The organism is Dokdonia sp. Dokd-P16, from assembly GCF_003095655.1.
GTDB lineage: Bacteria > Bacteroidota > Bacteroidia > Flavobacteriales > Flavobacteriaceae > Dokdonia.
Genome location: NZ_CP029151.1, coordinates 3,157,035 through 3,182,413, shown reverse-complemented (window position 1 = coordinate 3,182,413; position 25,379 = coordinate 3,157,035). Strand labels below are relative to the sequence as shown.

Sequence of the window (25,379 nt, the reverse complement as noted above, 5' to 3'; positions counted from 1 at the left end):
ATTATTACTGGCGTGAAGTGAGACTAGTTGTTTCCGCCGAAAACATTTTGGTAAAACGCACCTACTAAAGGTACAAGTTGGCGTTTTCCTTGAAAAGCCGAAATTATTCCAAAAAGCCACAGTGCAAAAAATAGCACGAGAAATCCTGTGGATGCCATTGGTATGTCAAGATAGCTAAGAGGCATCATTACTAAGAAGTAGCTCAAGGTTAAACCTAATGACTGTCTAAGGTGAAAAGCAGCAAATTCATTTTTTGATTCGCTATTCATAAAATAGGCTATAATTAATCCTACGAAGGTAATGTAGCTCAAAACTGCAGCTGTTTTTCCTTCAAAAACGGTGTTTTCATCCATTAGTTGAGTACTAGTTGGTTATTTGCAATAATTCCATACACTTCTCCCTTCATCTTTTGATTGAGGAATATGGCATTATTTGAAGTTGATTTGATGTGTTCTTGCGTAAATGTGGAACTTCCTTTTGGTGTAAATAAAGTAATATCTGCTGGGCTATTTTCTTGTATCGAATTACTTGTACCTATAAATCTACGTCTCCCAGCAGTAAGCAGTGTTACGGCGCGCTTCTCACTCACTATGGTAAGTAGCGCTTTAAATGTAGCTTCTTGAGATATAGCGCCATACATAGCATTATCAAATTCTACGTGCTTGCGCTCAACATCTAGCGGATTATGATCACTAGTCACCATATCGATAGTACCATCTTTTACACCTTCTATCAGTGCGTCTACATGCTCTTGGTTTCTTAGTGGTGGTAATACTTTATAACGAGTGTCAAAATCATCTATAACTGTATCTAGTAAGTACAAGTTGTGTATTGCTACACTACAAGTAACGTCTAGTCCTTTAGCTTTAGTTTGTTTTATAAGTTCCACACTTGCCTTTGTGGAAATTGTAGGAATGTGAAGGCTTCCGCCAGCATATTCAAGAATGTGTAAGTCTCTTGCTACTTGAAGACTTTCGGCTATAGCGGGAATTCCTTTAAGCCCCACTCGAGTGCTTACTTCTCCTTCATTTACCATCCCTTTTCCAGCAATTTTCTGCTCTTGAGGAAATGATAATACGAGTCCGTTAAAACCTTGCGTGTATTGAAGTGCAATTTTAAGCAAGTTTGGATTTGAGATTGGTTGTTGATAATCACCAAAAGCTACAGCACCAGATTGCTGCATGTCATACAATTCTGCTAGGTCTACGCTCTCACTATTTCGCGTAAGCGCACCTATGGGAAACAGAGAAGTTGCATGTCCTTCTGCCATTTTCTTTACAAAAGTAACATCAGAGCTTGTGTCAATAATAGGGTAGGTGTTTGGATTGAGTGCTACTGCTGTAAAGCCGCTAGTCGCTGCAACTTGTAAGCCATGGTCTATGGTTTCTCGTTCTTCAAAACCTGGTTGCCCCATACTCACGCTACTATCAAACCAGCCTTGTGATATATGCAGATTATCACGTTCTATGAGTGTCTCTCCTTTTGTATGTTCTAGATGTTCTCCTATTTCTATAATAAGGCCATCTTTAATTCTAACATCTTTTGTACTGCCGTGATGAGGGCTATCACTGTCTACAATTATGGCGTTCTTTATGAGTGCTTTCATTTATAGAATTTTAAAATCAAGATTTCTAGTACTAGGAATAACAAGGCAAAAATAACAAACCATTTCCAAAGCGATTGGACACTATCTGCTGTTTTGAATTCGTCAAAAAGATCTTCTACAGAGGTGTTGTAATGATTTGTAGCACCCGTGTTTAATACTGCATATCGTAATGTGCTTTCGCTACGATTGTAATTATAACTGACTTGCTGTACTGTATTATCTGCTAGTTTAATATTGTAAATACTTGCTTTAGATGGCGAGTCACTCGTTGTAATTTGTACTTTATTTCCCTTAGATTGCTGTAGAGGAATAAGTGTATTTGAGGGGTCTGAAATGTCTTCTAGACTCAAAATATCATCTTCTTGAAGTCCAACGGGAATGTCATATGTTGTGTTTTTACCTACAGGCATATACAACCGTGGCAACTGCAAGCTCTGTCGTGACATATTGTAAAATGTAGGAACTATGAGTGGCGAACTTTGGAGATTTGAATTTGCAACGTCTATGCCTCCAGAGATTACAAAGAAATTTGAAGCATAAGACAGGAAAGGACTTCCATCTTCAAAACGAAGTAACGCATCTCCACCTTGTAAGGCAAAAGACTTTGAAACGGATGGATATTGAAAGTTTTTTATTCTTGCATCAAACACATCTTTATAAACAGGATGGTCATAGTTGATGGTGGTTACTAATCGCTTAGTAGTTTCGTTTTTTGAGATCTCAAAGTTTCCTAAACCTCTTAACGCATTGTTGTAACTAGCCGCATCTGCATTTGGATCTAAAATAATGGTGGTAATTCCTCCCGCTTTCGCGAAAGCGTTCAAAGCACCACTAAGAGATACGCCTATTTCTGAAACTTGATTTATAACAATGTAATTAAACTCTGGGATGCTGCTATAATCTAGATTCTTAATGTTTGTACTTTCATACTCAAACTCTGGAGCCGTAAAAATACGTGACAAATAATCTGAGTTTGCACCATTTATTGCGAGTACTTTTATGGGCTGACTTTTATTAATGCTAAAAAACATGGTGTTGTCAAAAGCGAGTAGGGGATCTTCAATCACGATACGACCTGCGATTTCTTCCTTTGTATCTATATCAAAAACTACGGTAGTTGTTAATTTGCTATCAAAAGATGCGGTTCCCTTTGCCAATAATTGATCACCGTTGTATAGAGAAACGGCTGTATTAATATCTTTCTTTTCACCTGCTGAAAGTGCCACAGTGAGGGCAATGCTTCCTGCTTTTCTTTTAGATATAAAAACGGAGTCTATACTTACATTGTTTTTTATAACTGGCTGGAGCTGCACATAATGCTTTTCTATACCATCAGTCTGTAGCTGATACGTCTCCCCATTATCTTGAAAATCAGAAATCATAATGAGCCTCTTATCTTTTGATTGGTCTCTAGAAAATTCTTTCTGTGCTCTGAGTGTTACTGCAGTTTCAGATAGCTGTGATGCTGCATATGGTAGTTGTAGCAACTCGTTACGCATGTTTTTTATAGAGGTATTTCTATACGTATCTGTATTTGTAATTAAAGTGAAGATTTGATCCTCGGGAATATTAGTAATAATATCTTGGGTAGCCGTGCGTAGCAATTGTCCAGAAGAACCCTTTGCTTGCATACTGAATGAGTTATCCAAGTAAATGATAGTTTCCTTTTCACGGATTGCGCTATCTGATTGTGTAATAAATGGTTGAGCAAATGCTAGAACAATTGCGGCTATTGCCGCCATACGAGACAGTAACACTAGCCATTTCTTTATGGAATTACTCTTACGAGTTTGAATGTTGAGTTTTTGAAGAAAGGCAACGTTTGTAAATGCTTCTGTTTTAAACTTACGCAGTTGAAATAAGTGAACGAGAATAGGGATAAGCAGTAAGAACAGTGCATAAAGGAGTTCTGGATGTCTAAACTGCATGTGCGATTTTAGGTTTGTTCAAAAATACTTAAAACGGACTTTATCGCCTAATGGTAAAAGTGAAAATACTGCCTTCACCTACCACAGAAGAAACACTAATATTACCACCCAATCCTTCTACCAGTTTACGCACGGTTGCCAGTCCCATTCCAGAACCTTGTTTGCCATTGCGATCTTTAGTTCCTGTAGTTTTAAATAGGTCAAAAATAATGTCTTGTTTGTCTTCTGGAATCCCAGTGCCATTATCTTTTACGGAGATAATGTAGAAGTCTTTTGATTCGTTTCCGCTAATTTGGATTGTTGGTGCCTCTTTATCGTTGTATTTGGTGGCGTTATCAACGAGATTCGATAATATCTGGTCAATAGCAATTGCAGAAACAGCGACTAGTTTCAAGTCATCTTCAATCTTAATGGCAACATTACTAGATTTATGTAAATCTGCTACGTCTTTAACTAGTTTAAAAAGTGTAGTGTTCTCTTTTGTTGCCAGCAATGTATCTGCCCTATAATACTCGAGAAGCCCATCTATATAACCTCTCATAGACTTCGCCGAAGTATCTAGATGCTTGAGGTATAGTGCAAAATCTTCATCATTGCTATCCAGGTAATCTTCTTTCAAGAGATTGAGTAAACCTTCTATACTTGCAAGTGGAGACTTAAGGTCATGAGCTACTAATCGAGCAAAATCTTCTAAACGATCATTACGTTGAGCAGTTTCATTTTCTGAAGCTGCGAGGTCTATATTGCGTTTGCGAGCTTCAAACAGCAATACTGTTTGCTTTGCAAGACCTCTTAAAGCATCTTGTTCTTCTAAGGATAGTGTTCTTGGTTTGTGATCATAAACACATAAAGTACCTAGCGCATAACCATCACTTGTGCGTAAAGGAACACCTGCATAAAAAATAGCTTTAAAATCTTTTACCAGCGGATTATCTTGAAAACGTTTATCTAGGCGGGCATCTTCTACTATAAAGATAGGATCTTCTGTGAGAATAGCGTGACCACAAAAAGAGATATCTCTAGGAGATTCAGACATATCGATACCACGTCTTGATTTCAAGAAATTACGATCTGCATCAAGCAATGTAACTAGTGATATTGGTGTATTACAGATGTGAGAAGCAAGCTTTGTGATCGTGTCATAAGCATCTTCTGGGAGCGTGTCAAGAAGTTTATATGACTTTAATACTTCTAGTCGTTTACTTTCGTTAATTGGCTTTTGAGGTGCTATCACAGTGTAATTTTAATCAAAAATAGTCTTTCTAAAATATAGCTTATAACATTCTATATAAATAATATCTATTGTACATAAGAAATAACTAAAACTTTTCAAACGCTCCTAATCCAAACAATGCAAAATCATATTTAACAGGATCATTAGGATCCATTCTTCTCAACGCTTTGTCAAGCTCTGATAAAGTTTTTGCATCGTTTTGTTTTCTCTTAAGAAGTTTAAGCTTTCTAGCTACATTACTTGTATGCACATCGAGAGGACAAGAGAGTAAACTAGGAGAAATAGTGTTCCATATACCAAAATCAACACCTGCACTTGCATCACGTACCATCCATCTTAGAAACATATTGATACGTTTTGCCGCGGAATTACGTAATGGATCACTCACGTGTTTTTGTGTTCTTGGTAAATGCTCGACCTCAAAAAATAACTTCTTGAAATTTGATATAGATGGTTGTAGGCCTTCGGTGGTAATTCCTTTTTTAAAAGCATTTTCTAGTCCGCCATGGTTGAGATAAATGTGCTGCAATGCTCTTATAAACGTTTCTAGGTCTCCACTATTAAAAGTGCGATGCACAAAACCTTCAAAAAGATTCGCTTGCTCTGGATCGTAGTTTAATACAAAATCATAAGGTGCATTTCCCATGATATCCATCATCTTTGTAGCATTTGTGATAATACTCTTACGATTACCCCAAGCAATAGTTGCCGTTAAGAAAGCGGCAATCTCGATATCTTCTTTTAGTTCAAATTGATGAGGGATTTGAATAGGATCGTGTGGAATAAAATTGCCATTCTCATATTGAATTGCTTTTTCGTCCAAGAAGATTTTAAGATCCTTTTTATTCATGTATTACAGTATTATATGTAGTAGGGGTGCGCTTTCGCGAAAGCGTACTAAGTTAACTAGTTACAAACTCGCCATCTTTCATTACAAGCTTACGGTCCGCCATATCTGCTAGCTCTTCATTATGAGTAACAATAATAAGCGTTTGATTAAACTCATCTCGTAATCTAAAAAATAGTTTATGTAGATGATCTGCACTTTCTGTATCGAGGTTACCAGAAGGCTCATCTGCCAAAATAAGTGCAGGATTGTTTATAAGTGCTCTAGCAACTGCTACTCGCTGTTGCTCTCCTCCAGATAGTTCATTAGGTTTATGATTATAGCGATGAGAGAGCCCCAAGAAGTCAAGAAGCTCCTTTGCACGAGCCTCTGTTGGTGCTTTATCTTTTTTGGCAATAAATGCAGGAATACACACATTTTCCATCGCTGTAAACTCTGGAAGGAGTTGGTGAAACTGAAATATAAACCCAATATGCTCATTACGGAAAGCACTTAGCAACTTAGATTTAAGTCCTGTGAGAGATTTACCGTTTATAGTAAGTTGCGTCTGGGCATTGTTATCAGGCATGTCTAGTGTGCCTAGAATTTGTAGTAGTGTAGTTTTACCAGCGCCGCTTTGCCCTACAATAGAAACTACTTCTCCCTTTTTTACGTCTAATGCAACGTCTTTAAGAACTTGTAAGTTTCCAAAAGTTTTTGATATATGTTCTGCCTTTACCATAATACAATATTGACTGTGAAAGTACTATAATAGCTGCTTTTTACCAACGTACTAGGCGGTCTTTTTAAAGATGCCTTTTACATTATTATAATCGATAAAATAAGTAACTCTTAGGGACAGCGTATGGTTAAGAGGTTCATCAAACAAGTTGCCAAGACTCTGTCCATAATCTAAAGTGGATTGCTCATCAAAATTCGAAATCTGATGACGGTAGAGTAGGGATGCCTCGCTTCCTGGAGCAAAACGCCAGCGATAACTCACATCAAGATTCCAGATATTAAAGTTTGCATTAGGATCACGCTGTACGGTAGTATCGTAGTTATCTATTTGAGATCTCGATCCGTCATTATTTAATATGTAATACACATTACTACTGTGATCTGATACTGCCCAAAAGTTGCGTAGACTTAAGTTGAGCGCCTTATAGGGGTCAAAATTATAATTTACATTCACTCTGTTTTCTAAAGATTTAACATCTCTAAGACCTAAGAATACCTCTGTATCTGTATTGTCTACCCATCCAAAGTTGTCTTTTCTGCTAGAATAATTTGATGATAAAATAACAAGTAGCTTATCTGAAAATCTATATCGAGGTGAGAAATTAATACTGTGATTAAATTGATCTTGATTTCCAAACCAAGAACGCACAGAACCTCTTAAATCAAAAGCAAATTTCTTTCTAAAATCTGTCGAGATAAAGCCGCTACTACCTATGTTAGACTCAAAGGTTACAAACCTTCCTTCTACTCTTGGCTCAAAATAATCCTGATCCTTGCCGTTGAGACTCGCGTCAAGTCCGAAAGCTAAGCGTTCTGTCGTTGAGAAAAAGGAATCAAAGCGTATGCTGTTTCTTGTTTTAATGCTGGGTTCATATAATCGTCTTTGTCTTAAAGTTACATCAAAGCGATATCTATTAAATTTACCTTTAGGTTGGATCAACTCATAAGAACCACCTACAGCAAAATTGTTGAAGTTATTTCTAAAATTTAAACCAAGATCATTGATGTTGAGTTTAGTATCTGCAAAGTCATGAGCAAAACGATAGCGCCAGTTTCCTTGTATCTTTCTAAAATCAAACTCAGATAAAAAACCGCTAGTGGTTTCCCCCGCTTCTCTTACATTACTAAAAATTGCACGTCCTGACGCTCTGAAGTTGTTCCCTTTATCTGCTATATCAAATACGCCACCAGTAACATTAGCATTTCTAAAGTTGCTACCGCTTCTCGTTACATTAGTATTAATAAGCGATACGGAGGAGTTTTGATTAAACTGCTGGTCTAATACAAATACGTTATAATTAGTAAGAGGTTCAATTACTTCATCACGTCTGCTTTTTTCAATAATCTCCTCGCCGTTTACAGTAGTAATAGTTGTGTTTTCAATAGTCGCAAAGGTTTCTTGACCTATTGAATTTAAAAATCCTATGCCAAGACCTCCTTTGGTGCGTCCAGAGATCTTCACAGAGTTTGCGAGTTTTACGGTAGAAGGTGAGGTTATCACTTCTTCTGTATTTAAGAGCTCTGGGCTTCCAGAAGGTGCTCCACCTATACGTCTAGAGAAGAAAATTCTTCCCTTATTGAATAAATCTATTCCTTCTGTAAAGAATGCTCTATTCTCCCCAAAAGTTTGCTCAAAAGGCCCTAAGTTGAGCTCTACATTATCAAAAGCTACCTGACCAAAATCTGGAATTAGCTGGGCATCAAGTGTAAAACTATCTGTAAGACCATATTTTATATCAAGACCACCAGCAAAATTGGTTTCATTATTCCCGTCAAAGAAATTATTAGAGGTTTGTGCAAAAGGGAAAAAAGTAAGCCTTACAGGTGGATCAATATCACGTACACCTGTAACTGTACCGTTGTACTGCGTGTCTCTACCCACACCACGTTCTATAAAATTCCATGTGTGTGTTTCGTTCTTTTTTACTAACCTTCTATAGAAATTTACACTCCAGTCTTGAACTGCTACTTCTGGAAATCGTAGTGCATTATAAGGAATGCGATACTCTGCGTACCATCCTTTGTCATCTCTAGAAACTTTACATTCAAAGACTACATTAAATCCAAAATCTCTATTGTTTTGTGTAATACGTTGATCACCTATGGTTCCAGCGCTAGTTACATAAAATCGAGTTTCATTGATACCGTCATTATAAGTATTTAAGGCAACGACAAAGTGATCTGCTTGTGAGAATACTTGATCACGCTGACTGAACTGACTAGGGATATTTTCTGGATCTGGGTCAAATAAATAGGCCGCTATGTAAACTGCCTTATCATCATAAGCCATTTTAATCTCTGTGCGCTGGTCTTCATCTATGATTCCTACATTCCCAGGTTCAAACATGTTAAAGCCATCATAAGTAGCTAGAGACTTCCATACAGCATCATCTAGCACACCGTCTATCTTAGGTGGCGTGTTTATGCGCTCTGCATTAAGCGTTTTAGTTTGCTGAGCTTTAAGGAAATGGGGCAATAGTAAAAACAGGGAGAATATCCCAAATAGAAAAATGCGCATAGCATGTGTTTGATTGGCTTGACAAATCTAACCGTGTCATTCTAAGAAAACTCTAAATAAAAAGTTAAATAGAGAAATAAAAATGTTTAATAAATAGTATATTTGATTAAACAAAAATAAATATCTCCTATGCCGTATAGAAGTTTTGAAGAATATAACATTGAAGTTACAGACGAAATCAAAGATAATTTTACATCAATTATAAAAAACTTAGGAGAAGATACTGGTAGAGAAGGTATCGTTAAAACACCAGAGAGGGCTGCAAAAGCAATGCAGTTCCTTACTTCTGGATATGATATGGATCCAGCTGCTATACTTAAAGGAGCGATGTTTAAAGAAGATTATGATGACATGGTTATTGTAAAGAATATAGAGCTTTATTCATTGTGCGAGCATCATATGCTTCCTTTCTTCGGTAAGGCTCATATTGCATATATACCTAATGGACATATTGTAGGACTAAGTAAACTACCACGTATTGTAGACGTGTTTTCAAGAAGACTTCAGGTACAAGAAAGGCTTACACATGATATTTTAGAATGCATCAACTCGACATTAAATCCTAAGGGTGTTGCTGTGGTCATTGAGGCGTCTCACATGTGTATGATGATGAGAGGTGTACAAAAGCAAAACTCCACAACGACCACTTCTGGTTTTAGAGGGCAATTTGAAAAGCAAGAAACTCGTAATGAATTTCTCAAATTGATTTCCTCAAGTTTAGATTAATATTTTTGGAATGTTATTTGATTAGTTTAAAGTATTATATTTAATATACTTATGGATAATCAAACAAATAAATACAAACTTTTATTAATTGGACTTCTTATAGACGTCTTAGGTATCGTTACCTCAAGCTGGGTGTTTCCAGTAATAGGAGATATGTCTGACGTGGTATGGGCACCGTTATCTGCATGGCTTATGACAAGATTGTATAAAGGCGCTGCAGGAAAGGTAGGAGGTGTCATCACCTTTGTAGAAGAGATTGTACCTGGTTTAGACATCATTCCTTCATTTACACTAATGTGGTTATATACATACGTTTTTAAAAGCACTGCAATCGGGCAAAGTATTGAGAAGAAATTTGATTGAAATCTTACTTGCACAACTTGATTTACAGCATTATATCGCATAAAAAAGGCCACTCGATTGAGTGGCTTTTTTATAATATCGATAAAGAGTATTGATATACTAGTACTCTCTTAACGCCTTTACGTATTCACGTAATTCGTCTTCATTTGTTTTTTTATCTACATCTCTTATTAAGCAAAAGAAGTAGTGTAAGCTTTCTTCCGGAGTGCTTTCGGCAGGATCTGCAGCTGCAATAATTTCTTCGTTTTCATCTTCAATATCATCATCTGCAGGGATAGGAATTGCAAAAGTTCCTGTCTCCTCTATATGTTCAGCGGCAAGGCGTGTAGCTTTGGCTAATAAAGGTAGTTGCTCTGTAATAGTATGAGGGCGAAGCGCTTTAAGGTCTTCAACCACTGTATTCGTTATAATTCCGTTTTGAGCAACATCTCCTATGAGTTTTTTGATCAAGTTTACGGCTTTACTATCTTGAAGTGTATTCATTGTAAAATGATGATTTATATATGAAGTTGGTATTGTTGCAAAAATAGGTTTTTGATTCGCTTTTTACGACTATTTTTTATTATAAATTCGCAATAAGTAATCAATTAGCAATGAGCAAACGGGCGTTAAAAAAGCAAATTTCCACATTAAGCAATGCAGAATTGCAAGAGCAAATTATGGAGCTTTATGAGCGTATACCTGAGGTGAAGACCTATTATGACTTTGTGTTTAACCCTAAAGAAGACAAGCTCGTAGACGAGGCCAAAATTAAAATAAGTAACGAGTATTTCCCCACACGACGCAAACGCCCTAGAAAAAGACGTTCTATTGCACAGAAGTATATCAAGCACTTTAAAACCTTAGGCATGAATCCGCTGTTGCTTTCTGATGTGATGATTTTTAATATTGAAATTGCGCAGACTTTTGAGCAATCTAGTCCTGGGCAGCCAGATGCGTTTTATAAAAGTATGCTCAACTCGTTTAAAGAACTTGTACAGTATGTTACTTATCATCATTTATTAGAGGAGCTTGGAGAACGACTAGAGCGCATAGTCGCACTAGCCGAGGAAGGTAAGTGGCCTAATGCAGATTTGTTTGACGAAGCAGCAGATCCATCTTAAAAACATCGTCTTTCATCTATTTTTAATAATTAAGACATAATTTTTAAAATTGTAGCAAGAATTCTTGCAGTACGCTTTCGCGAAAGCATAAAAATCCCTTAGTTTTGCAAGATTCACTTTTAACCGAAGAAACCTACACTTTTGAGCGACGCTATTCAAGAAAAAGAAACTCCAGAAAAAGAATTATACGACTACCAACTCAAGGATCTTGAGGCTGTTTTTAGCGTAATGGATCGTACATCGGAAGACTATAACTTGTTATATCAACTACCTACTGGTGGTGGAAAAACAGTTATTTTCTCTGAGATAGTTCGTAACTATATAAAAAGAGCAAATAAGAAAGTAGTAATCCTCACGCACCGTATTGAGCTTTCTAATCAAACCTCAAGAATGCTTACCGAATTTATGGTTCCTAACATGATCATAAGTAGTGACGTGAAGACCTTAGAGGAGGGTGATGATTACATGTGTTATGTGGCGATGGTAGAAACGCTTACTAACAGATTGCAAGAGGAACAGATGAATATGGATGATGTGGGTCTTGTCATTATTGATGAGGCGCATTATAATTCCTTTAGAAAACTCTTCAGCTACTTTGATAAGGCTTTTATTTTAGGGGTAACTGCAACTCCACTAAGTTCTAATATTAAGTTGCCTATGAAGGACAACTATAGCGAACTTTTAATAGGGGAGAGTATACCTGCATTGATAAAAAGAGGATTCCTCTCTAAAGCTAAAACAATAAGCTATAATGTAGGTTTGAGTTCGCTTAAGCTGGGTATTAATGGTGATTATACAGTAAAGTCTTCAGATATACTGTACACAGATACCATCATGCAGCAAAAGCTGTTGAGCGCTTATGAGGATCAATCTAAAGGGAAGAAGACGCTTATCTTTAATAATGGTATAAATACCTCTCGCTATGTCTATGAGACGTTTAAAATGGCAGGGTATGACATACGCCACCTAGATAATACCAACAGTGCAAAGGAGCGAACAGAAATCTTAGACTGGTTTAAAAACACTCCAGATGCGATACTTACTTCTGTAAGTATCCTTACCACTGGTTTTGATGAACCTACGGTAGATACTATTATCTTAAACAGAGCAACAAAATCTCTTACCTTATACTTCCAGATGATAGGTCGTGGATCGCGTATTGCTCCAGGTAAAACCACTTTTAAGGTACTTGACTTAGGAAACAATGCAGCACGTTTTGGACTTTGGGAAGCACCAATAGATTGGAAAGAGATTTTTGCATACCCAGATTTCTATCTTGAAAATTTAATTGCAGATGAGGAGATAGAGCGTAACTTCACCTATGTGATGCCTCCAGATTTACGTAAGGAGTTTGCAAACACTAAGAATGTCTATTTTGATATCAAGAAGGAATACAAACGTGTAATTAAAGAAGGACTTAAAGCAAAAACAACATTAGAAAATGCCATCGAGCAACACGCAGAAATGGTCATTGAAAATAGTGAAGATGTTTTTGATGCGAGAATACTTGCACGTAAGTTAAAAGATGATATCGCTTACCGCGTGCGTTTATATTCATACAGCATTATGAATAATACTAAAAACTATAGAGACTGGTTACAAGAGGATTACGAGCGTAAATTAAAGCTTAGGGTTAACCAGATTTGTAGAGAACGAGATATGTAATCTATTCATTTAGCTACTATAGATAACCTATAAAAAGAGCCCAGAAGTTTACACTTCTGGGCTCTTTTATTTTTAAGAACGATTAATTTCTAAAATGAGAAATTAGCTTTTCTGCTCTGCGGCATATGCTTGTACTTCATCAAGAACGCGCAGTAAATTACCACTCCATAATTGCTCGATTTCCTCTTGTGTATAACCACGGCGTACAAGTTCTATAGTCACATTCATAGTTTCAGAAGCATCGCTCCAGCCTTCTACACCGCCACCGCCATCAAAGTCTGATGAGATACCTACGTGATCAATTCCTATTTTTTCTACTAGGTAGTCTATGTGATCTATAAAGTCTGTCACATCTACCGCAGGAGGAAGGTCTGTGCGTTCTGCCAGTTTCTTCTTTTGTGCAGGAAGTAACACGTCTGTATAGGTCTCGTAATACGCTTTTCTTTCGGCATCTGGTAGTGCTCTTGCTGCTGAGCGATCAAGCCATGCAACTCCTAGAGAATCGGCGATATCTTTTATTACTTGATTTGCTTCGGCTTGGTATGCGTCATTTTTTTCTGTGTTTAAGTAGCTTTTAAAAGCAACTGTTTGCACCACACCGCCATTATCTTGCATCCATTGCAATTGCTCGTCATCAAGATTACGGCTATGGTTACATAACGTTCTTGCAGAAGAGTGAGATGCAATGATAGGTGTCTCACTTAGCTCAATCATCTGGCGCATGGCTTCCTTACTAGGATGCGATACGTCTATCATCATCCCAACACGGTTCATCTCTGCAATAACTTCCTTTCCTAAGTCACTCAATCCATTATGAAGCCATACATCATCTGCTTCACCGGTGTTACTATCACTTAGCTGACTATGCCCATTATGCGCTAAAGACATATAACGACCTCCTAGATTATAAAATTTTTCTACATTAGAAACATCTGTACCTACTGGATATCCATTTTCTATACCGATCATGGCTACTTTTTTACCAGATTTCCAGATATCTCTTGCTTCTTGTGAAGTAGTAGCTAGCTGGATTTGGTCTGGAGCAATCTCTTCGCAGAGTTTATGAATGGCATCAAACTTTGACATCGCATTCTCATAAGCGGCTTTGTAACCTTCTTCGTTGAGCTCTCCTTGTCCTGTATATACTACAAACCACGGCACGTCTAGACCACCTTCTTGCATTTTAGGTAAGTTTACTTGTGAAGCAAGATTTTGTGTATAGTTTACGGTATCCGTAAAATTATCTACGTTTATATCGCAATGCGTGTCTAGTGTCATCACGTTGCTGTGTATTTCTTTGGCTTTTGCTAGTACTTCGGCCTCCGTCATTTCTTTTGGTGGTGCTACTTCTTTTTTCTTTGTTTCTTGACAAGAAAACATCGCTAGTAAACAAGCGGTAATGGTAAGGAATCTAATCATTGGTTATTATGGTTTTTGAAACTCCTAAGATACTGAAATTGAGTGTTCACATTTTCGCGAAAGCGTAATTATCTTAAAAGTCTATAAAAAGCTGCGTGTCGTACCATATACCGTTTGCATCTTGTAAGGATGCAATACTGGTATGTGTGGCATCACTTTCTATAGCTGCTTTGTGCTTAGGGCTATTGAGCCAGCCGTTTACAACTCCTTGAGCGGTGCGGTACCCTTTACCTACATTCTCACTTACAGAGGTGGCACCTTTATACTTTAAGTAATCACTGCGCTTAAAAAAGTTATCATGACTCATAAGTCGCTTGTCTACCATATAATTAGTGTGATCAAGGGCTTGGGCTTGAGATAGGGTAGTAGTTCTCAAAGTGGAGATACCCAGAGAGTCACGATAGTCATTTACAAGCTGTAAGATGGCAGCTTCTCTAGCGCTATCACTGGGTCTGTTGCTTGTAGAGGTAATGGGCGGACTAGTGGTGGTGTTAGATTTCTTTTTCTTTTTACAACTGGTACTAAGCACTACCAGAACGAGTAATACATTTAAAATTCTCATATTTAGATACTTATGGTTAATAGTAGCTAAGTTATAAAAAAAAGAAGACCCTAGCGCTTATAGCAACTAGGGTCTACCAAACTAACCAACCAAAAATCTAATTCTTATCCTCTTCTAGATCTCGTAGATGTGCTTCTACTTGACTTGCTATTTGAGCTTCTGTTAGTGCGCTGCGGTGCAGCTTTACGAGATGAAGAACGCTGAGTGTTTACTTTACTTGAGCTTCTACTCTTAGTAGATAACGCTCTTTTTTGTGAGGTACGCGGTGCAGCTTTAGACTGTGTACGTGATCCTCTATTTGTTGCTACAGACTTAGTACTTCTGTTTGTAGTACGCGTTGTAGGTCTTGTTGTTCTAGGAGTACTTTTACGTACGCTATTACCAGATCTAGAAGATGCCGTAGGACGTTGTCTAGGTGTAGTAGCTACTGTAGGTCTTCCTCGTTGTGTTTCATTACGATTAGAGATTACAGCACGCTTGTTTGTACTTCTTCTTGACGTTGTAGTAGCAGTACCACGCTGTGCTCCATTACGGCTTGTAGATTGTGCTACACGGCCATTTCTACTTGATGTATTTGCGCTAGATGTTCTACGTGTAGAAGTATTATTTCTTCTTGTAGTAGTAGTAGTATTTGCACGACTTGCAACACGTCCTGTGTTTGCTCTTGTAAAGCGAGCGTTATTACGATCTACATTATCACGCCTACCATTATTATGAGCTACACGACCTCTATCTGGACGTCTAAAGTCACGGCGAGCATTTGCATACCCACGGTTGTAACCTCTGCTATAATTGTTTCTATGGAATGCATAGTTATAACGTACTGGGGTGTAATATCTTCTATATGGTGTATTAAATACTAGACATCTGTTAAAAACAGGTCTGTAGTAGTAATTGTGGTACGGGTGGAACACATAGTTTCTGTTATACACGTTGATGAAGCCTGTATAGTGAGAAAATAGTCCGCGGTTGTTGTAATAAATCTGTAGTCCTCCTACACGAGATATTCTGTTGTCTCTATAGTTGATACGTACGTCACCTGCTTGTGCTAGGCGTCCATAATTATCATAATATAAAGGAGTGTCTTCTACTTGTATCACAGCTCCATACTCATCATACTGTACGTATGGATCGTAGTCAAAACCTGTGTTAAAGCTTATGCCTACTGGCCCAGCGTTTACAGAAAGGCTTACTCCTTCTACATATTGTGGTATGTAAAAATCAAACTCTCCATCTGGAAATACTGAAAATTCGATACCGTTTTCTACAAAAATATACTTGCTACCGTCATATACGGTACCGCGTCGTATTGATGTATCTTCTTCTGCTGCATAGGTACTTGCCGAGAAGGTAAGTAGTCCTATAAATAATAATGCAAGATGTTTCATAATGTTCGTTTTTAATTAATTGCGTGGATTGATGTTCACAATTAGGTAATTACAAGTAGCGTGCCAAAGTCTGAAAAGCACTCTATACCGAGTAGGGTAGTAGTACCGCTTTCGCGAAAATTTGATGTAATTAAAGAGATGTAAAATATTGTAAACTAGCTAGATAATTTTTTTGACAAACCATTTTTAGTGATAATGTTGTTATGGTATGATTTCTATGCTCATCTCGTCTATGTAATGGAACCTATCTGCGTTCGACCCATTATAAAATACTTTTTATGAAATCAATACTGCTTACATCGTTCTTATTATTAGGTACCATATTTACAGCAATCGGTCAATCTCCTACGGTGATTGAATTATTTACATCACAAGGATGTAGCAGTTGCCCACCCGCAGATAAATTAATAACTCGTCTATCTGAAGAACTTAAGGAAGACGTTATTATCCTGTCTTATCATGTAGATTATTGGGACTATATAGGCTGGAAAGATCCTTATGCATCTGCTAGTAATACAAATCACCAATATGAATATGGTCGTACCTTCAATATAAGGAGCGTTTATACTCCTCAAGCAGTTATTAATGGTCGTAATCATGTGGTAGGATCTAATGAAAGGGAGCTAAGGGGAGCAGTAGCTAGTGAAACTAGTCGTATAAACAAGTCAGCAGTTACTATTGCTTCAGTAGCGCGTATGGCGGAAGGTGTTACTATTCAAGCAAATTTTAAAGAGCTTCCAGATAATGCTACAATTGTGTATGCTCTCACTGTAAGGCAAAAAACCACCATTGTAAATAGAGGAGAAAACCGAAACAAAACCTTAAAGAATACGCACATCGTAGCAAATTTTAAAAAAGAACAAGCTTCTTATAGTCAACAAGAAGTAGCGCTTAGTATTCCTTCGTGGGTAGCAAAGGATGACGATATTACAGTGGTTATTTACGTTACAGAACCAGAGAATGGGATTGTAGCATCGGCAGCTCAAAACGTTAAATAACTCTGAATTAGCATTTTGATTAACAACTAGCTATGATGCTTTAAAATACCTTTATCAAAAAAAAATAAAGCTATGAATACTACAAAGAACAAAAAGCACGCAGATTTTCAAGATGCACACAGAAGATCTTCAAACTTTAATCGTACCATCCCAAAAGAAGAATTTGAGATTAAAGGTAATGGAGAGGTTACTTTAGATAACGAGTAAGACTTATATCATACTTGTAAGATTTTTTAAGCTAAACCACTAACAAAGAGCCACTACCACATATAAGGTAGTGGCTTTTTCTTGTTGTAATGATTATTCCTTACTCGTTAAACTTCTCTAAACACTACTCTTAAATACTATTAAAGTGCATTTTCAGCAAGTAGTCTCCTCGTAATTTTACAACAACAAAAAAAACATTACCAATGGAAAGAGAAATAAAAGGAGGTTTTAGAACCATAAATCCTCATAACGAACAATCAATTAAGGAGTATACATATTTTACAGATGATCAGGTTACAGAAGCGATAGACAACTGTCATGACGCTTTTAACGACTGGAAAATGCAATCGCTAGATGATAGAGCTACTGTAATAAAAAATATAGGGGAACAACTTAAAAATTATAAAGACCAACTTGTACAACTCATGACCGACGAGATGGGTAAAACCATTGAACAAGGAAAAAGTGAGATTGACCTTTGTATCGCCATCACAGAATATACTGCCGAAAACGGAGTAAAAGAATTACAACCTATAGAAAGAACACTACTAGATGGTGGAAAAGGAATTATCAACTTTTCTCCAGAGGGTGTTATTTACAGCATTCAGCCGTGGAATTTCCCAACATACCAACCACTTAGAGTTGCCATTGCCAACTTACTAGCGGGTAACGGGATTTTATTAAAGCACGCTCAGAATGTAACGGGAAGCGCATTATTAATAGAAGAGCTTTTACTTAAAGCTGGTGTGCCTGAAGGACTTTTTAAAGTACTTGTAATTGATCATGCACAGTCTGATAAAGTGATAAGCAATGATAAAGTACGTGGCGTGACATTTACAGGAAGTTCTGCTGGAGGAAAAATCATAGCAAAAACTGCTGGAGCATCTATTAAGAAAACAGTATTAGAACTGGGAAGTAACGATGCATACATCGTACTTGATGATGCAGATGTAGAAGAAGCTGTAAAAGCTTGTGTACAAGGTAGAATCATAAACAATGGTGAGACCTGTATTGCTGCAAAACGTTTTATCGTAGTAGATAAAGTGTATGATGCATTTAAGGAAGGCTTTGTAAAAGGAATGAAAGATGTGGTCATGGGAGATCCTAATAAAGAGGGAACCCAACTGGGGCCAATCGCACGTAAAGATTTACAGGAGTTGCTAAGCGACCAAGTAAAAGAAAGTGTAGAAAAAGGAGCAGTAATTGAAACTGGAGGAGAAATACCAGACGGAAGGGGATATTACTACCCATCTACGGTACTAAGTAACGTACAACCTGGACAACCAGCTTATGATGACGAACTCTTTGGGCCGGTAGCTTCTTTAATTAAGGCAAAAGATAACGAAGATGCAATGCGCATAGCAAATGATAGCCGTTTTGGACTAGGAGGAGGAATTTTCTCTAAAGACGAAAAAGCAGCAGTCAAGCTGGCACAAGAACACTTTGATACAGGAATGATATTCATCAATTCGTACGGTCTTGCACAGCCTATGATGCCTTTCGGAGGAGTAAAAGATTCTGGATATGGTAGAGAGCATGGAGGATTCGGGATTAAAGAATTTGTAAATGCTAAGTCTATTTTACTAGCAGAAACTGAATAATATGAGTTATCAATCATCTTTTATGCAGCAAGCCATTGCGCTAGCTCGAGAAGGTAAAGATACAGACGGTGGCGGCGCTTTTGGCGCCGTCATTGTTCGTTCTGGGCAGGTCATTGCGGCTTGTCATAATCTCGTTGGAGGTTCGCAAGATCCTACGCAGCATGCAGAGTTACGCTGTATTCAGCTAGCTTGCAAAGCACTGGGTACTAAGGATCTTTCAGATTGTGATTTGTATACGAGTTGTGTGCCTTGCATGATGTGTTTAGGCGCAGCGAGATGGGCTCGATTTGAGCATATCTATTACGGAGCTTCTGCTGACATGGCAAAAAATGCTGGCTTTATCTATAGCGATATGTTTTACGCTAGAGATATTAAGGCACGTGATCAAGAGTTTAACATGCAACAGTTTCTTGGAGAAGAAGCCGCTGCGGTGTGGAACGAGTAATTATGGAGTTACGCTTTCGCGAAAGCGTACTAAAAACCACTATAGCAATATTAAGGCTTCAAGACAACTGTTCTTGGAGCCTTTTTCTTTATCCAGAATAGAATACAGAGTGATATTGCGGCACACGAAGAAAAACCAATGAAGAGTGGGAGCGTGGTCTCTTCAATAAAACGACCTATAAAAGCACTGATGGGAACAGCCATAAGTGTAGAAATAAGACCCGTAATAGCAGCTCCTATACCGGCAATGTGGCCTACAGGCTCCATCGCTAGCGCTCTAAGATTTCCAAACATAAAACCTATACAGAAAAACTGCATCGCAAAGAACCCTATAAGCACATACACCGAAGGATGCAGCACATCATTAAATAAAATCACATATAATAAGGACACGATAAAGAAGCCTATGAGGGAACCAGTTATTATTTTTTCCATCCCAAAACGAACCACAAAGTTGGCATTAAGTAAGATAGCAGCGCCTATAGCCGCGGCAAGACCTGCAAAAATGTAAGGAAACTCATCTACGAGTCCGTATTGATTTTGGAAAATTTGCTGACTAGCACTTATGTACACAATAAATGAACCTACGATAAAGCCTTGTATAATCGTGAAGCCCATGGTGCGCTTGTATTTTATGGTTTCGCGGAAGCCTTTTGAGATACGCTTCATAGAAAACGGAATTCTATTTGCTGCTTTGAGTGTCTCCTCTTGACGTCTCCAGAACCATAGCATCACCAAGATACTTATGAATACTTGCACGAGAAATATAGCCTGCCAGTTCCAGGTGTCTAGAATCACCTTACCCATAGCAGGAGCGATGATAGGGATTAGTAAAAATACAACGGTTACAAAAGACATAATACGAGCCATATAATCGCCCTCATAAAGGTCTCTTATAATTGCAATACAGATGGTACGCGGTGCCGAAAGTCCGATTCCCTGTAATATCCTACCTAAAATCATTACTTCAAAGCTACGTGTGTACATACATATAAATGAAGCGATTATAAAGATGGTAAACCCAAAATAAACAGAAGATTTTCTACCTTTAGCATCGGCTAATGGTCCAAAGACAAGTGGTCCCAGGCCTAGACCTAAAAAGATCATGCTTATAAGTAGCTGATTATCGGCTGGAGTTTTGGTTTGTATCGCAACACCTATAATATCAAGTGCTGGAAGCAGGGCATCAATAGATAGTGCGGTGACAGACATTAAAGCCGCCATAAGTGCGATAAATTCTATTTGTGATCCTTTCGTTTTTTGCATTCGGCAAAAGTACAAGAATGCCTTACGAGCGATGGTCGTTTTATGTAAAATCTAACACCTTGTTAACACCCCACAAAGGAATAGTTTTTGCTATCTATCTAATAAAATTGCACCCTATGAAAAAATACATCATCATCATACCGTTTCTTATACTCGCAATCGCGTGTAAAACTAAGCAACCCATGACGCAGCAGGAGCTCGCAACAGCAAGCCGTGTACAAGAATTAATAGACAATCGCCAGATTGATATTACAGCAACCTGGGCATACCCGCTGGCAAGTAATGTACTCAACCAACTAGCAGTAAACAATGGGCTAGGGGTTGGTAACAGCGGTAGCCGCATCAATTTACTGGGTAACGGTAACTTTCTCAAAATACATAATGATAGCGTGAGCGCTTATTTACCGTATTATGGCGAGCGCAGGATGGGCGGTGGCTACAACTCATCAAATGGTGTAGAATTTGCTGGAATTCCTAAATTCTTTGAAATTACTAAAGACAAGAAAACAGATCGCACAGAGATGACATTTTCTATATCTCAAGATGCTGAAACCTATGAGGTGTTTATAGAATTTTTTAATACCAAGAAAGTACAGATTTCTGTAAATAGTGTGCAGCGCACAAGCATTCGCTATGATGGATTTATGGACTTAGATGCAGAATAATTTTTTTATAACGCTTTCGCGAAAGCGTAACATCTCAAGTCTACAAAGAGATTACACTTTTCTATAGTTACTTAGTTTTTCTTATTCTTAAAGTAATACGTCATTCCTAGCGTGAAATTATTGCTATAAAAATTCTCTAAAGTGTAGAATTCTGCATTAAAGTTAATCAATAGCGAGCCGTATAATGGAGCAGAAACATTAGCTCTATATCGCTGGAAACTATCTGAAAAAGTGTCAAAAAACTGTGCAGCATCCATACGCACAGAAAGCCCTTGTGGCGTATAACCATAGCTGTATGCTAGGCCAGCACCTCCGTATAATCGTTCCTTAATTGTCCAGTACGGAAATCCCAAACGATTATCTGCCGTACCTAGCATACCTGCTCCTTCAATGTACGGGATGAGCATGTTCTTTTTTGAAAATGAGTATTGATATCTAAGCGAGGAGTTAAGTAACCCATCTACTACGCCGTCGGTATAATAGTTGCCTTCCAAAGCCCCGACGAGCTGCCAGTTCTTATTAATTTTATACTCTTCATAAACACTTAACTGGGCTCTATAAATATCAAGATTATAAGCTGGAGCAGTTATGGCTGGTTGAAATGACAGTTGGACACTACTAAATAAAGAATCTTTACTGTAAGAGATTCCCGCCTCTGCATGATAAAAAAGACTTCCTGTATCGCTTACTTCTATACCTAACTCTCCTGTATATGTAGGCTTCAAATACTTGCTCCTTGAAGTTAAAGAGTAATAAGCGCCAAATAAACTAATAGGTGTATTTGCGGGTTGTTGTGTCGTGAGTTGTAGTTCAAAAGGTCTATTTTGAGTAATACCAAATACATGTTTATTTCCTCGGGTATCATAATGACCATAACCTATGCGATTACTAATAGAAGTAGGTTCTAGGCGGTCTGCTAGCACATTTGAGCTACTAGTTATAAAGTCATTGGTGGTGGTTCTAAGTTGTTTATTTAATGTATCTATCGTTTCTGAATAAAAGAACGTACTATAATTGTCAAATAAGTCTCGTTGTTGTGTTGGGGTTATATATAATACATCAACATTAAGCTGCTTTCTGAGCGCAGCTGCTATCTCATAGTCTGGCAATGAGCTTGCTAGCTTCCATGCTTTTGTGATCTCGCCTAACTCACTGTAACGAGTTGCCATATTGAGAATAAGCGCATTATCTTCTGGATTTTTTGAAATGTAGGAGGTAAAAACTAGTTCCATCTCTTCTATAGCTTTCATCGCAGCAAGCCATTGCAATTGCTCACTCACTTTAAAATTATCATCACAAGTGGACCAGTTATAAGCAGTTCTATACGAGCTCTGATTTGCAAAGGCGTAGGCTACTACCGCAATTTCTTCTGGAGTTAAGTCTAGTGAGCATGGTTTACTATCTATGAGTTCTACAGGAATAAGTGCAGGTTGCTCTACGATTAAGTAAGAAATATAAGCTTTAAAGTCTTCCTTCTTTAAGCGTTCATAATTTCCTGTATTAAGAAGCCATTGTTGTTGCGTCTTAGCAGCTATTTTATCTGTACATGCAGACCATGCAATTGCTTTAGCATAGTTGCCTTGATCTGCAAGTGCTTGTGCGATAAGATGGGCAATGTTTTGTACTTCTATATCTACACAAGGCTCGAGATCACTAATAAATACCGTAGCAATAGCAGAATCTGCAGCTAGTAGCTCTGGTAATAGCGCTGTTTTTTCCTTGATAGTTGATGCAGCTAGAAAGGCTTCTTCTAAAGCTCTATTATTACTTTCTGTAATTTCTTGCGGTGTAGAAAAGTAACTATCGTATCTCGCTTTGAGTAAGCTATCATTTGGATACACCACAATCTGCCTGCGCATCCAGGTTTTCTTTATCACATCATTAGGATAATCATTTGCATCACCTATTATTTTTGAAATAACAATGAGTTGTCCAGGTTGTCCTTTTGCATATTGCTGCTCTAAAAACTCATAAAAACCTTCTTGAGCACCTTGCCATCCGTAGTATTGGTATAAAGTGATATAATCTTCCTTTGAAATTATAGAGGCACTAGCAATTTTAGATTCCAAGAGTGTAATGGCTTCTTGAATATTACCTTGAGAAATGAGATAAGCAACCTCCTCATCTATGTCTTTAAAAATGGGAACTCTATTAAGATATTTTTCATAATCTTTCATCAAATTCTCTATTAAGATAATTTGTAAAGAAGGAGTCATCTCTTGTTTACGAGGCAATACAGAACGTATGGAGGGCATGCTGGTAGTGATGTTATATAAATTTCCTTCTAGAAAAGGTGTTTTTGTAAACGTGTATCCCTCGTTTTTTAATATGGCCTCAAAGCTTGCATTGTTATTTGCACGACTGTAAGAAAACCAGAAAAACTCATCTTGATCTGTTTCCTCTATAGACCCAACTTTATACACGGCATTCTCTTGAGTATGTGTGTACTCTGTGTAACGCCACTCCTTAGTGTAACTAGCGGCATCTTGCGCTTTTAAAGAACGCATCATCGGGTATTGTTTTCTTATACGTTTTAAGAAAGTACTAAAAGCAGGAAACATTCCTTGCTTACCGTTATAGGTAGCTTTCCATCTTAATCCTTCAGAATTACGATACGCATAATTTCCGCGGCTGCTTATGTTTACTGGATTAGGGATTTGATACACATCATCTGGGTGAATAAAGTGTGACCAGATACCTGTATATAAGTAGTGCGATTGTAAATCAAACTGTATATTCTCATCTACCACATAACCACTACTAATTCTTGGAAAGTTAAAAAAGTGGTCATTGTAAGGCTCTGTATCAAACTCACGATTACCGCCTTCTTTAAAAGAGCCTAAGTACAAGCTACTATTATAAATTACAGAAGGCATACCACTTTGTAAGGCTGCAAAACCCAAACTATCTATGCGGTTAGATGGAGGTACATAGGTTTTAGGCAAAGCTCCAAAGTTACTAGCTTTCCATTTTTTTTGTACAGCGAGTAGTGCTGTTTCCATAAAATCTGGGTTATCCCATTCATCTTCTACCAGGGAGATATGATTATAACCATGAAGTCCAAATTCGTCTCCAGCTCTTAATACATTACTTACGGCAACATCACCAGAAACTTTCAGTGTTCCATCCTTCTTAACCATAGATTTATCCCACTCTGAAAATAAGAAGGGAGGCGTATCTAAGTTTCTGTAGTCAAAACAAGCTACCGCTGTATAAACAAGGTTTTCTTCTTTAGCAAGTCGTTGCATGTCTGGCCACCAGACATCATGATAAAATGCAGTCTCAGAGAGATTAAATTCTGTTGAAATAGGTAATCGCACGGTCTCATACGTAGGCGCAGGAAAGTCATCTATAAAAATGGTGCTCACATTTGCAATAGGGTAGGGTACATGCTCTAAACCTGAAAGTATAGCTGCAAAATATAAGCCTCTATCTTCTTTTTTACCATCTTGATTACTATTTATCGCGATCACAGTTCCTTTACCTAATGGTCTTTGGAAAACCATTGGAATCTCACTATTAGTAGCCGCAGTAGCTAGTATCTTGATGTCATCCCTAAAATTCTCTCGTAGTAATGCCCCGTGTTGGTTATCATCATTAAAGCGTGTCCCTTGAAGTCCAGGTAGCACGTTTGTTTGAAAGGAATATCCACTTGCCTTAGGATCACTTGTAAAGTTTGTGGTAGGAATAAGTCCTGCCAGGAAGGCATATTCGTTATTTGTGGTAATCGTAGGTAAAAACAAAGTACCTCCATTTGCGACAAAAGAAACAATACGTTCAAAAGCTTTATTGTTAAATCCCTTTGTGTTTGTGATTACGAGTACCCGAGTAGATGGATCAATGAGAAGCTCGTTATTAAAATCTTCTTTATCTAACTGTGCATAGGGAAGCTTTGCATAGGTAGCTGCTTTACGTATATGAGATTGATAACTCTGGTTTTTATAGTCTTTTGCATCACTTATAAACGCTACAAGAGGACTCGTGCTTTCCGTGTCATAAATGGTACGACTATTCTGCTCTTTGATGTCATCTAGATCTCTCTCACAGCCCAAAAATAAACCGAAAAGTATGATAGATACTATAGCTATGACTGATATATGTGGTTGTGTGCGTTGCATA

General features: G+C 37.7%; 22 protein-coding genes. 9 read left to right on the top strand and 13 right to left on the bottom strand.

The window, feature by feature from the left end; translation table 11 throughout:
- Positions 1-23: 23 nt before the first annotated feature.
- From DCS32_RS14125 to DCS32_RS14095, 7 genes are all read right to left on the bottom strand, one after another.
- Positions 24-353, bottom strand: a complete 330-nt coding sequence (locus DCS32_RS14125; protein ID WP_108878869.1) for a DUF4870 domain-containing protein — start codon at positions 351-353, stop codon at positions 24-26.
- A complete protein-coding gene (locus tag DCS32_RS14120; protein ID WP_108878868.1) occupies positions 353-1,606 on the bottom strand; it encodes a dihydroorotase in 1,254 nt (417 codons plus the stop codon). Before DCS32_RS14120 ends, DCS32_RS14125 begins: the two co-directional genes overlap by 1 nt.
- Positions 1,603-3,534 (bottom strand): BatA domain-containing protein, encoded by a 1,932-nt coding sequence (locus tag DCS32_RS14115; protein ID WP_108878867.1) that lies wholly within the window; start codon positions 3,532-3,534, stop codon positions 1,603-1,605. Before DCS32_RS14115 ends, DCS32_RS14120 begins: the two co-directional genes overlap by 4 nt.
- A gap of 40 nt (positions 3,535-3,574) precedes the next feature.
- Positions 3,575-4,768: a sensor histidine kinase gene (locus DCS32_RS14110; protein ID WP_108878866.1), complete on the bottom strand. Its 1,194-nt coding sequence runs from the start codon at positions 4,766-4,768 to the stop codon at positions 3,575-3,577.
- A gap of 85 nt (positions 4,769-4,853) precedes the next feature.
- On the bottom strand, positions 4,854-5,618 hold the full coding sequence (locus tag DCS32_RS14105; RefSeq protein ID WP_108878865.1) for a TIGR02757 family protein: 765 nt from the start codon (positions 5,616-5,618) through the stop codon (positions 4,854-4,856).
- Between the two features lie 52 nt (positions 5,619-5,670).
- Positions 5,671-6,336, bottom strand: coding sequence for an ABC transporter ATP-binding protein (locus DCS32_RS14100; protein WP_108878864.1), 666 nt, complete (start codon positions 6,334-6,336; stop codon positions 5,671-5,673).
- A 51-nt stretch (positions 6,337-6,387) separates the two neighbouring features.
- Complete coding sequence (locus tag DCS32_RS14095) at positions 6,388-8,853, bottom strand: DUF5916 domain-containing protein (protein WP_108878863.1); 2,466 nt, start codon at positions 8,851-8,853, stop codon at positions 6,388-6,390.
- Positions 8,854-8,982: 129 nt separating this feature from the next.
- Here DCS32_RS14095 and folE point away from each other — a divergent pair, with 129 nt between their 5' ends.
- Positions 8,983-9,579, top strand: coding sequence for a GTP cyclohydrolase I FolE (folE, locus tag DCS32_RS14090; protein ID WP_108878862.1), 597 nt, complete (start codon positions 8,983-8,985; stop codon positions 9,577-9,579).
- Positions 9,580-9,630: 51 nt separating this feature from the next.
- Entirely contained in the window at positions 9,631-9,942 is a 312-nt protein-coding gene (locus DCS32_RS14085) for a hypothetical protein (protein ID WP_108878861.1), read from the top strand.
- 99 nt (positions 9,943-10,041) lie between these two features.
- On the opposite strand, the gene DCS32_RS14080 is transcribed toward DCS32_RS14085, so the two are convergent.
- Positions 10,042-10,425, bottom strand: coding sequence for a hypothetical protein (locus DCS32_RS14080; RefSeq protein ID WP_013752154.1), 384 nt, complete (start codon positions 10,423-10,425; stop codon positions 10,042-10,044).
- A gap of 110 nt (positions 10,426-10,535) precedes the next feature.
- Here DCS32_RS14080 and DCS32_RS14075 point away from each other — a divergent pair, with 110 nt between their 5' ends.
- The gene (locus DCS32_RS14075; protein ID WP_108878860.1) at positions 10,536-11,045 is read left to right on the top strand and encodes a DUF6155 family protein; all 510 of its coding nucleotides are present in this window, start codon (positions 10,536-10,538) and stop codon (positions 11,043-11,045) included.
- 141 nt (positions 11,046-11,186) lie between these two features.
- Complete coding sequence (locus DCS32_RS14070) at positions 11,187-12,710, top strand: DEAD/DEAH box helicase (RefSeq protein ID WP_108878859.1); 1,524 nt, start codon at positions 11,187-11,189, stop codon at positions 12,708-12,710.
- Positions 12,711-12,812: 102 nt separating this feature from the next.
- Here the strand turns inward: DCS32_RS14070 and DCS32_RS14065 are convergent, their stop codons facing one another.
- The 3 genes from DCS32_RS14065 to DCS32_RS14055 all read right to left on the bottom strand — a co-directional run bounded on the left by DCS32_RS14065 (position 12,813) and on the right by DCS32_RS14055 (position 16,079).
- On the bottom strand, positions 12,813-14,129 hold the full coding sequence (locus DCS32_RS14065) for a dipeptidase (RefSeq protein ID WP_108878858.1): 1,317 nt from the start codon (positions 14,127-14,129) through the stop codon (positions 12,813-12,815).
- 73 nt (positions 14,130-14,202) lie between these two features.
- Positions 14,203-14,691, bottom strand: coding sequence for a CAP domain-containing protein (locus DCS32_RS14060; protein WP_108878857.1), 489 nt, complete (start codon positions 14,689-14,691; stop codon positions 14,203-14,205).
- A 104-nt stretch (positions 14,692-14,795) separates the two neighbouring features.
- Complete coding sequence (locus DCS32_RS14055; RefSeq protein WP_108878856.1) at positions 14,796-16,079, bottom strand: hypothetical protein; 1,284 nt, start codon at positions 16,077-16,079, stop codon at positions 14,796-14,798.
- Between the two features lie 278 nt (positions 16,080-16,357).
- On the opposite strand from DCS32_RS14055, the gene DCS32_RS14050 reads away from it, so the two are divergent.
- The 4 genes from DCS32_RS14050 (at position 16,358) to DCS32_RS14040 (ending at position 19,330) form a co-directional block, all read left to right on the top strand.
- Positions 16,358-17,077: a DUF1223 domain-containing protein gene (locus DCS32_RS14050; RefSeq protein ID WP_108878855.1), complete on the top strand. Its 720-nt coding sequence runs from the start codon at positions 16,358-16,360 to the stop codon at positions 17,075-17,077.
- Positions 17,078-17,149: 72 nt separating this feature from the next.
- Positions 17,150-17,284, top strand: coding sequence for a hypothetical protein (locus DCS32_RS16295; RefSeq protein WP_262497439.1), 135 nt, complete (start codon positions 17,150-17,152; stop codon positions 17,282-17,284).
- Positions 17,285-17,487: 203 nt separating this feature from the next.
- Positions 17,488-18,885, top strand: coding sequence for an NAD-dependent succinate-semialdehyde dehydrogenase (locus DCS32_RS14045; RefSeq protein WP_108878854.1), 1,398 nt, complete (start codon positions 17,488-17,490; stop codon positions 18,883-18,885).
- A 1-nt stretch (position 18,886) separates the two neighbouring features.
- Complete coding sequence (locus tag DCS32_RS14040; protein ID WP_108878853.1) at positions 18,887-19,330, top strand: nucleoside deaminase; 444 nt, start codon at positions 18,887-18,889, stop codon at positions 19,328-19,330.
- 50 nt (positions 19,331-19,380) lie between these two features.
- Here DCS32_RS14040 and DCS32_RS14035 read toward each other — a convergent pair whose 3' ends face one another.
- Positions 19,381-20,595 carry a multidrug effflux MFS transporter gene (locus tag DCS32_RS14035; protein WP_108878852.1) on the bottom strand — a complete coding sequence of 405 codons (1,215 nt, stop codon included), beginning with the start codon at positions 20,593-20,595 and terminating at the stop codon, positions 19,381-19,383.
- A gap of 116 nt (positions 20,596-20,711) precedes the next feature.
- Between DCS32_RS14035 and DCS32_RS14030 the strand changes: the two genes are divergently transcribed.
- The gene (locus DCS32_RS14030; RefSeq protein ID WP_162533667.1) at positions 20,712-21,260 is read left to right on the top strand and encodes a DUF4251 domain-containing protein; all 549 of its coding nucleotides are present in this window, start codon (positions 20,712-20,714) and stop codon (positions 21,258-21,260) included.
- 71 nt (positions 21,261-21,331) lie between these two features.
- On the opposite strand, the gene DCS32_RS14025 is transcribed toward DCS32_RS14030, so the two are convergent.
- Positions 21,332-25,378, bottom strand: a complete 4,047-nt coding sequence (locus DCS32_RS14025; protein ID WP_108878850.1) for a DUF2194 domain-containing protein — start codon at positions 25,376-25,378, stop codon at positions 21,332-21,334.
- Between the last annotated feature and the right edge of the window lies 1 nt (position 25,379).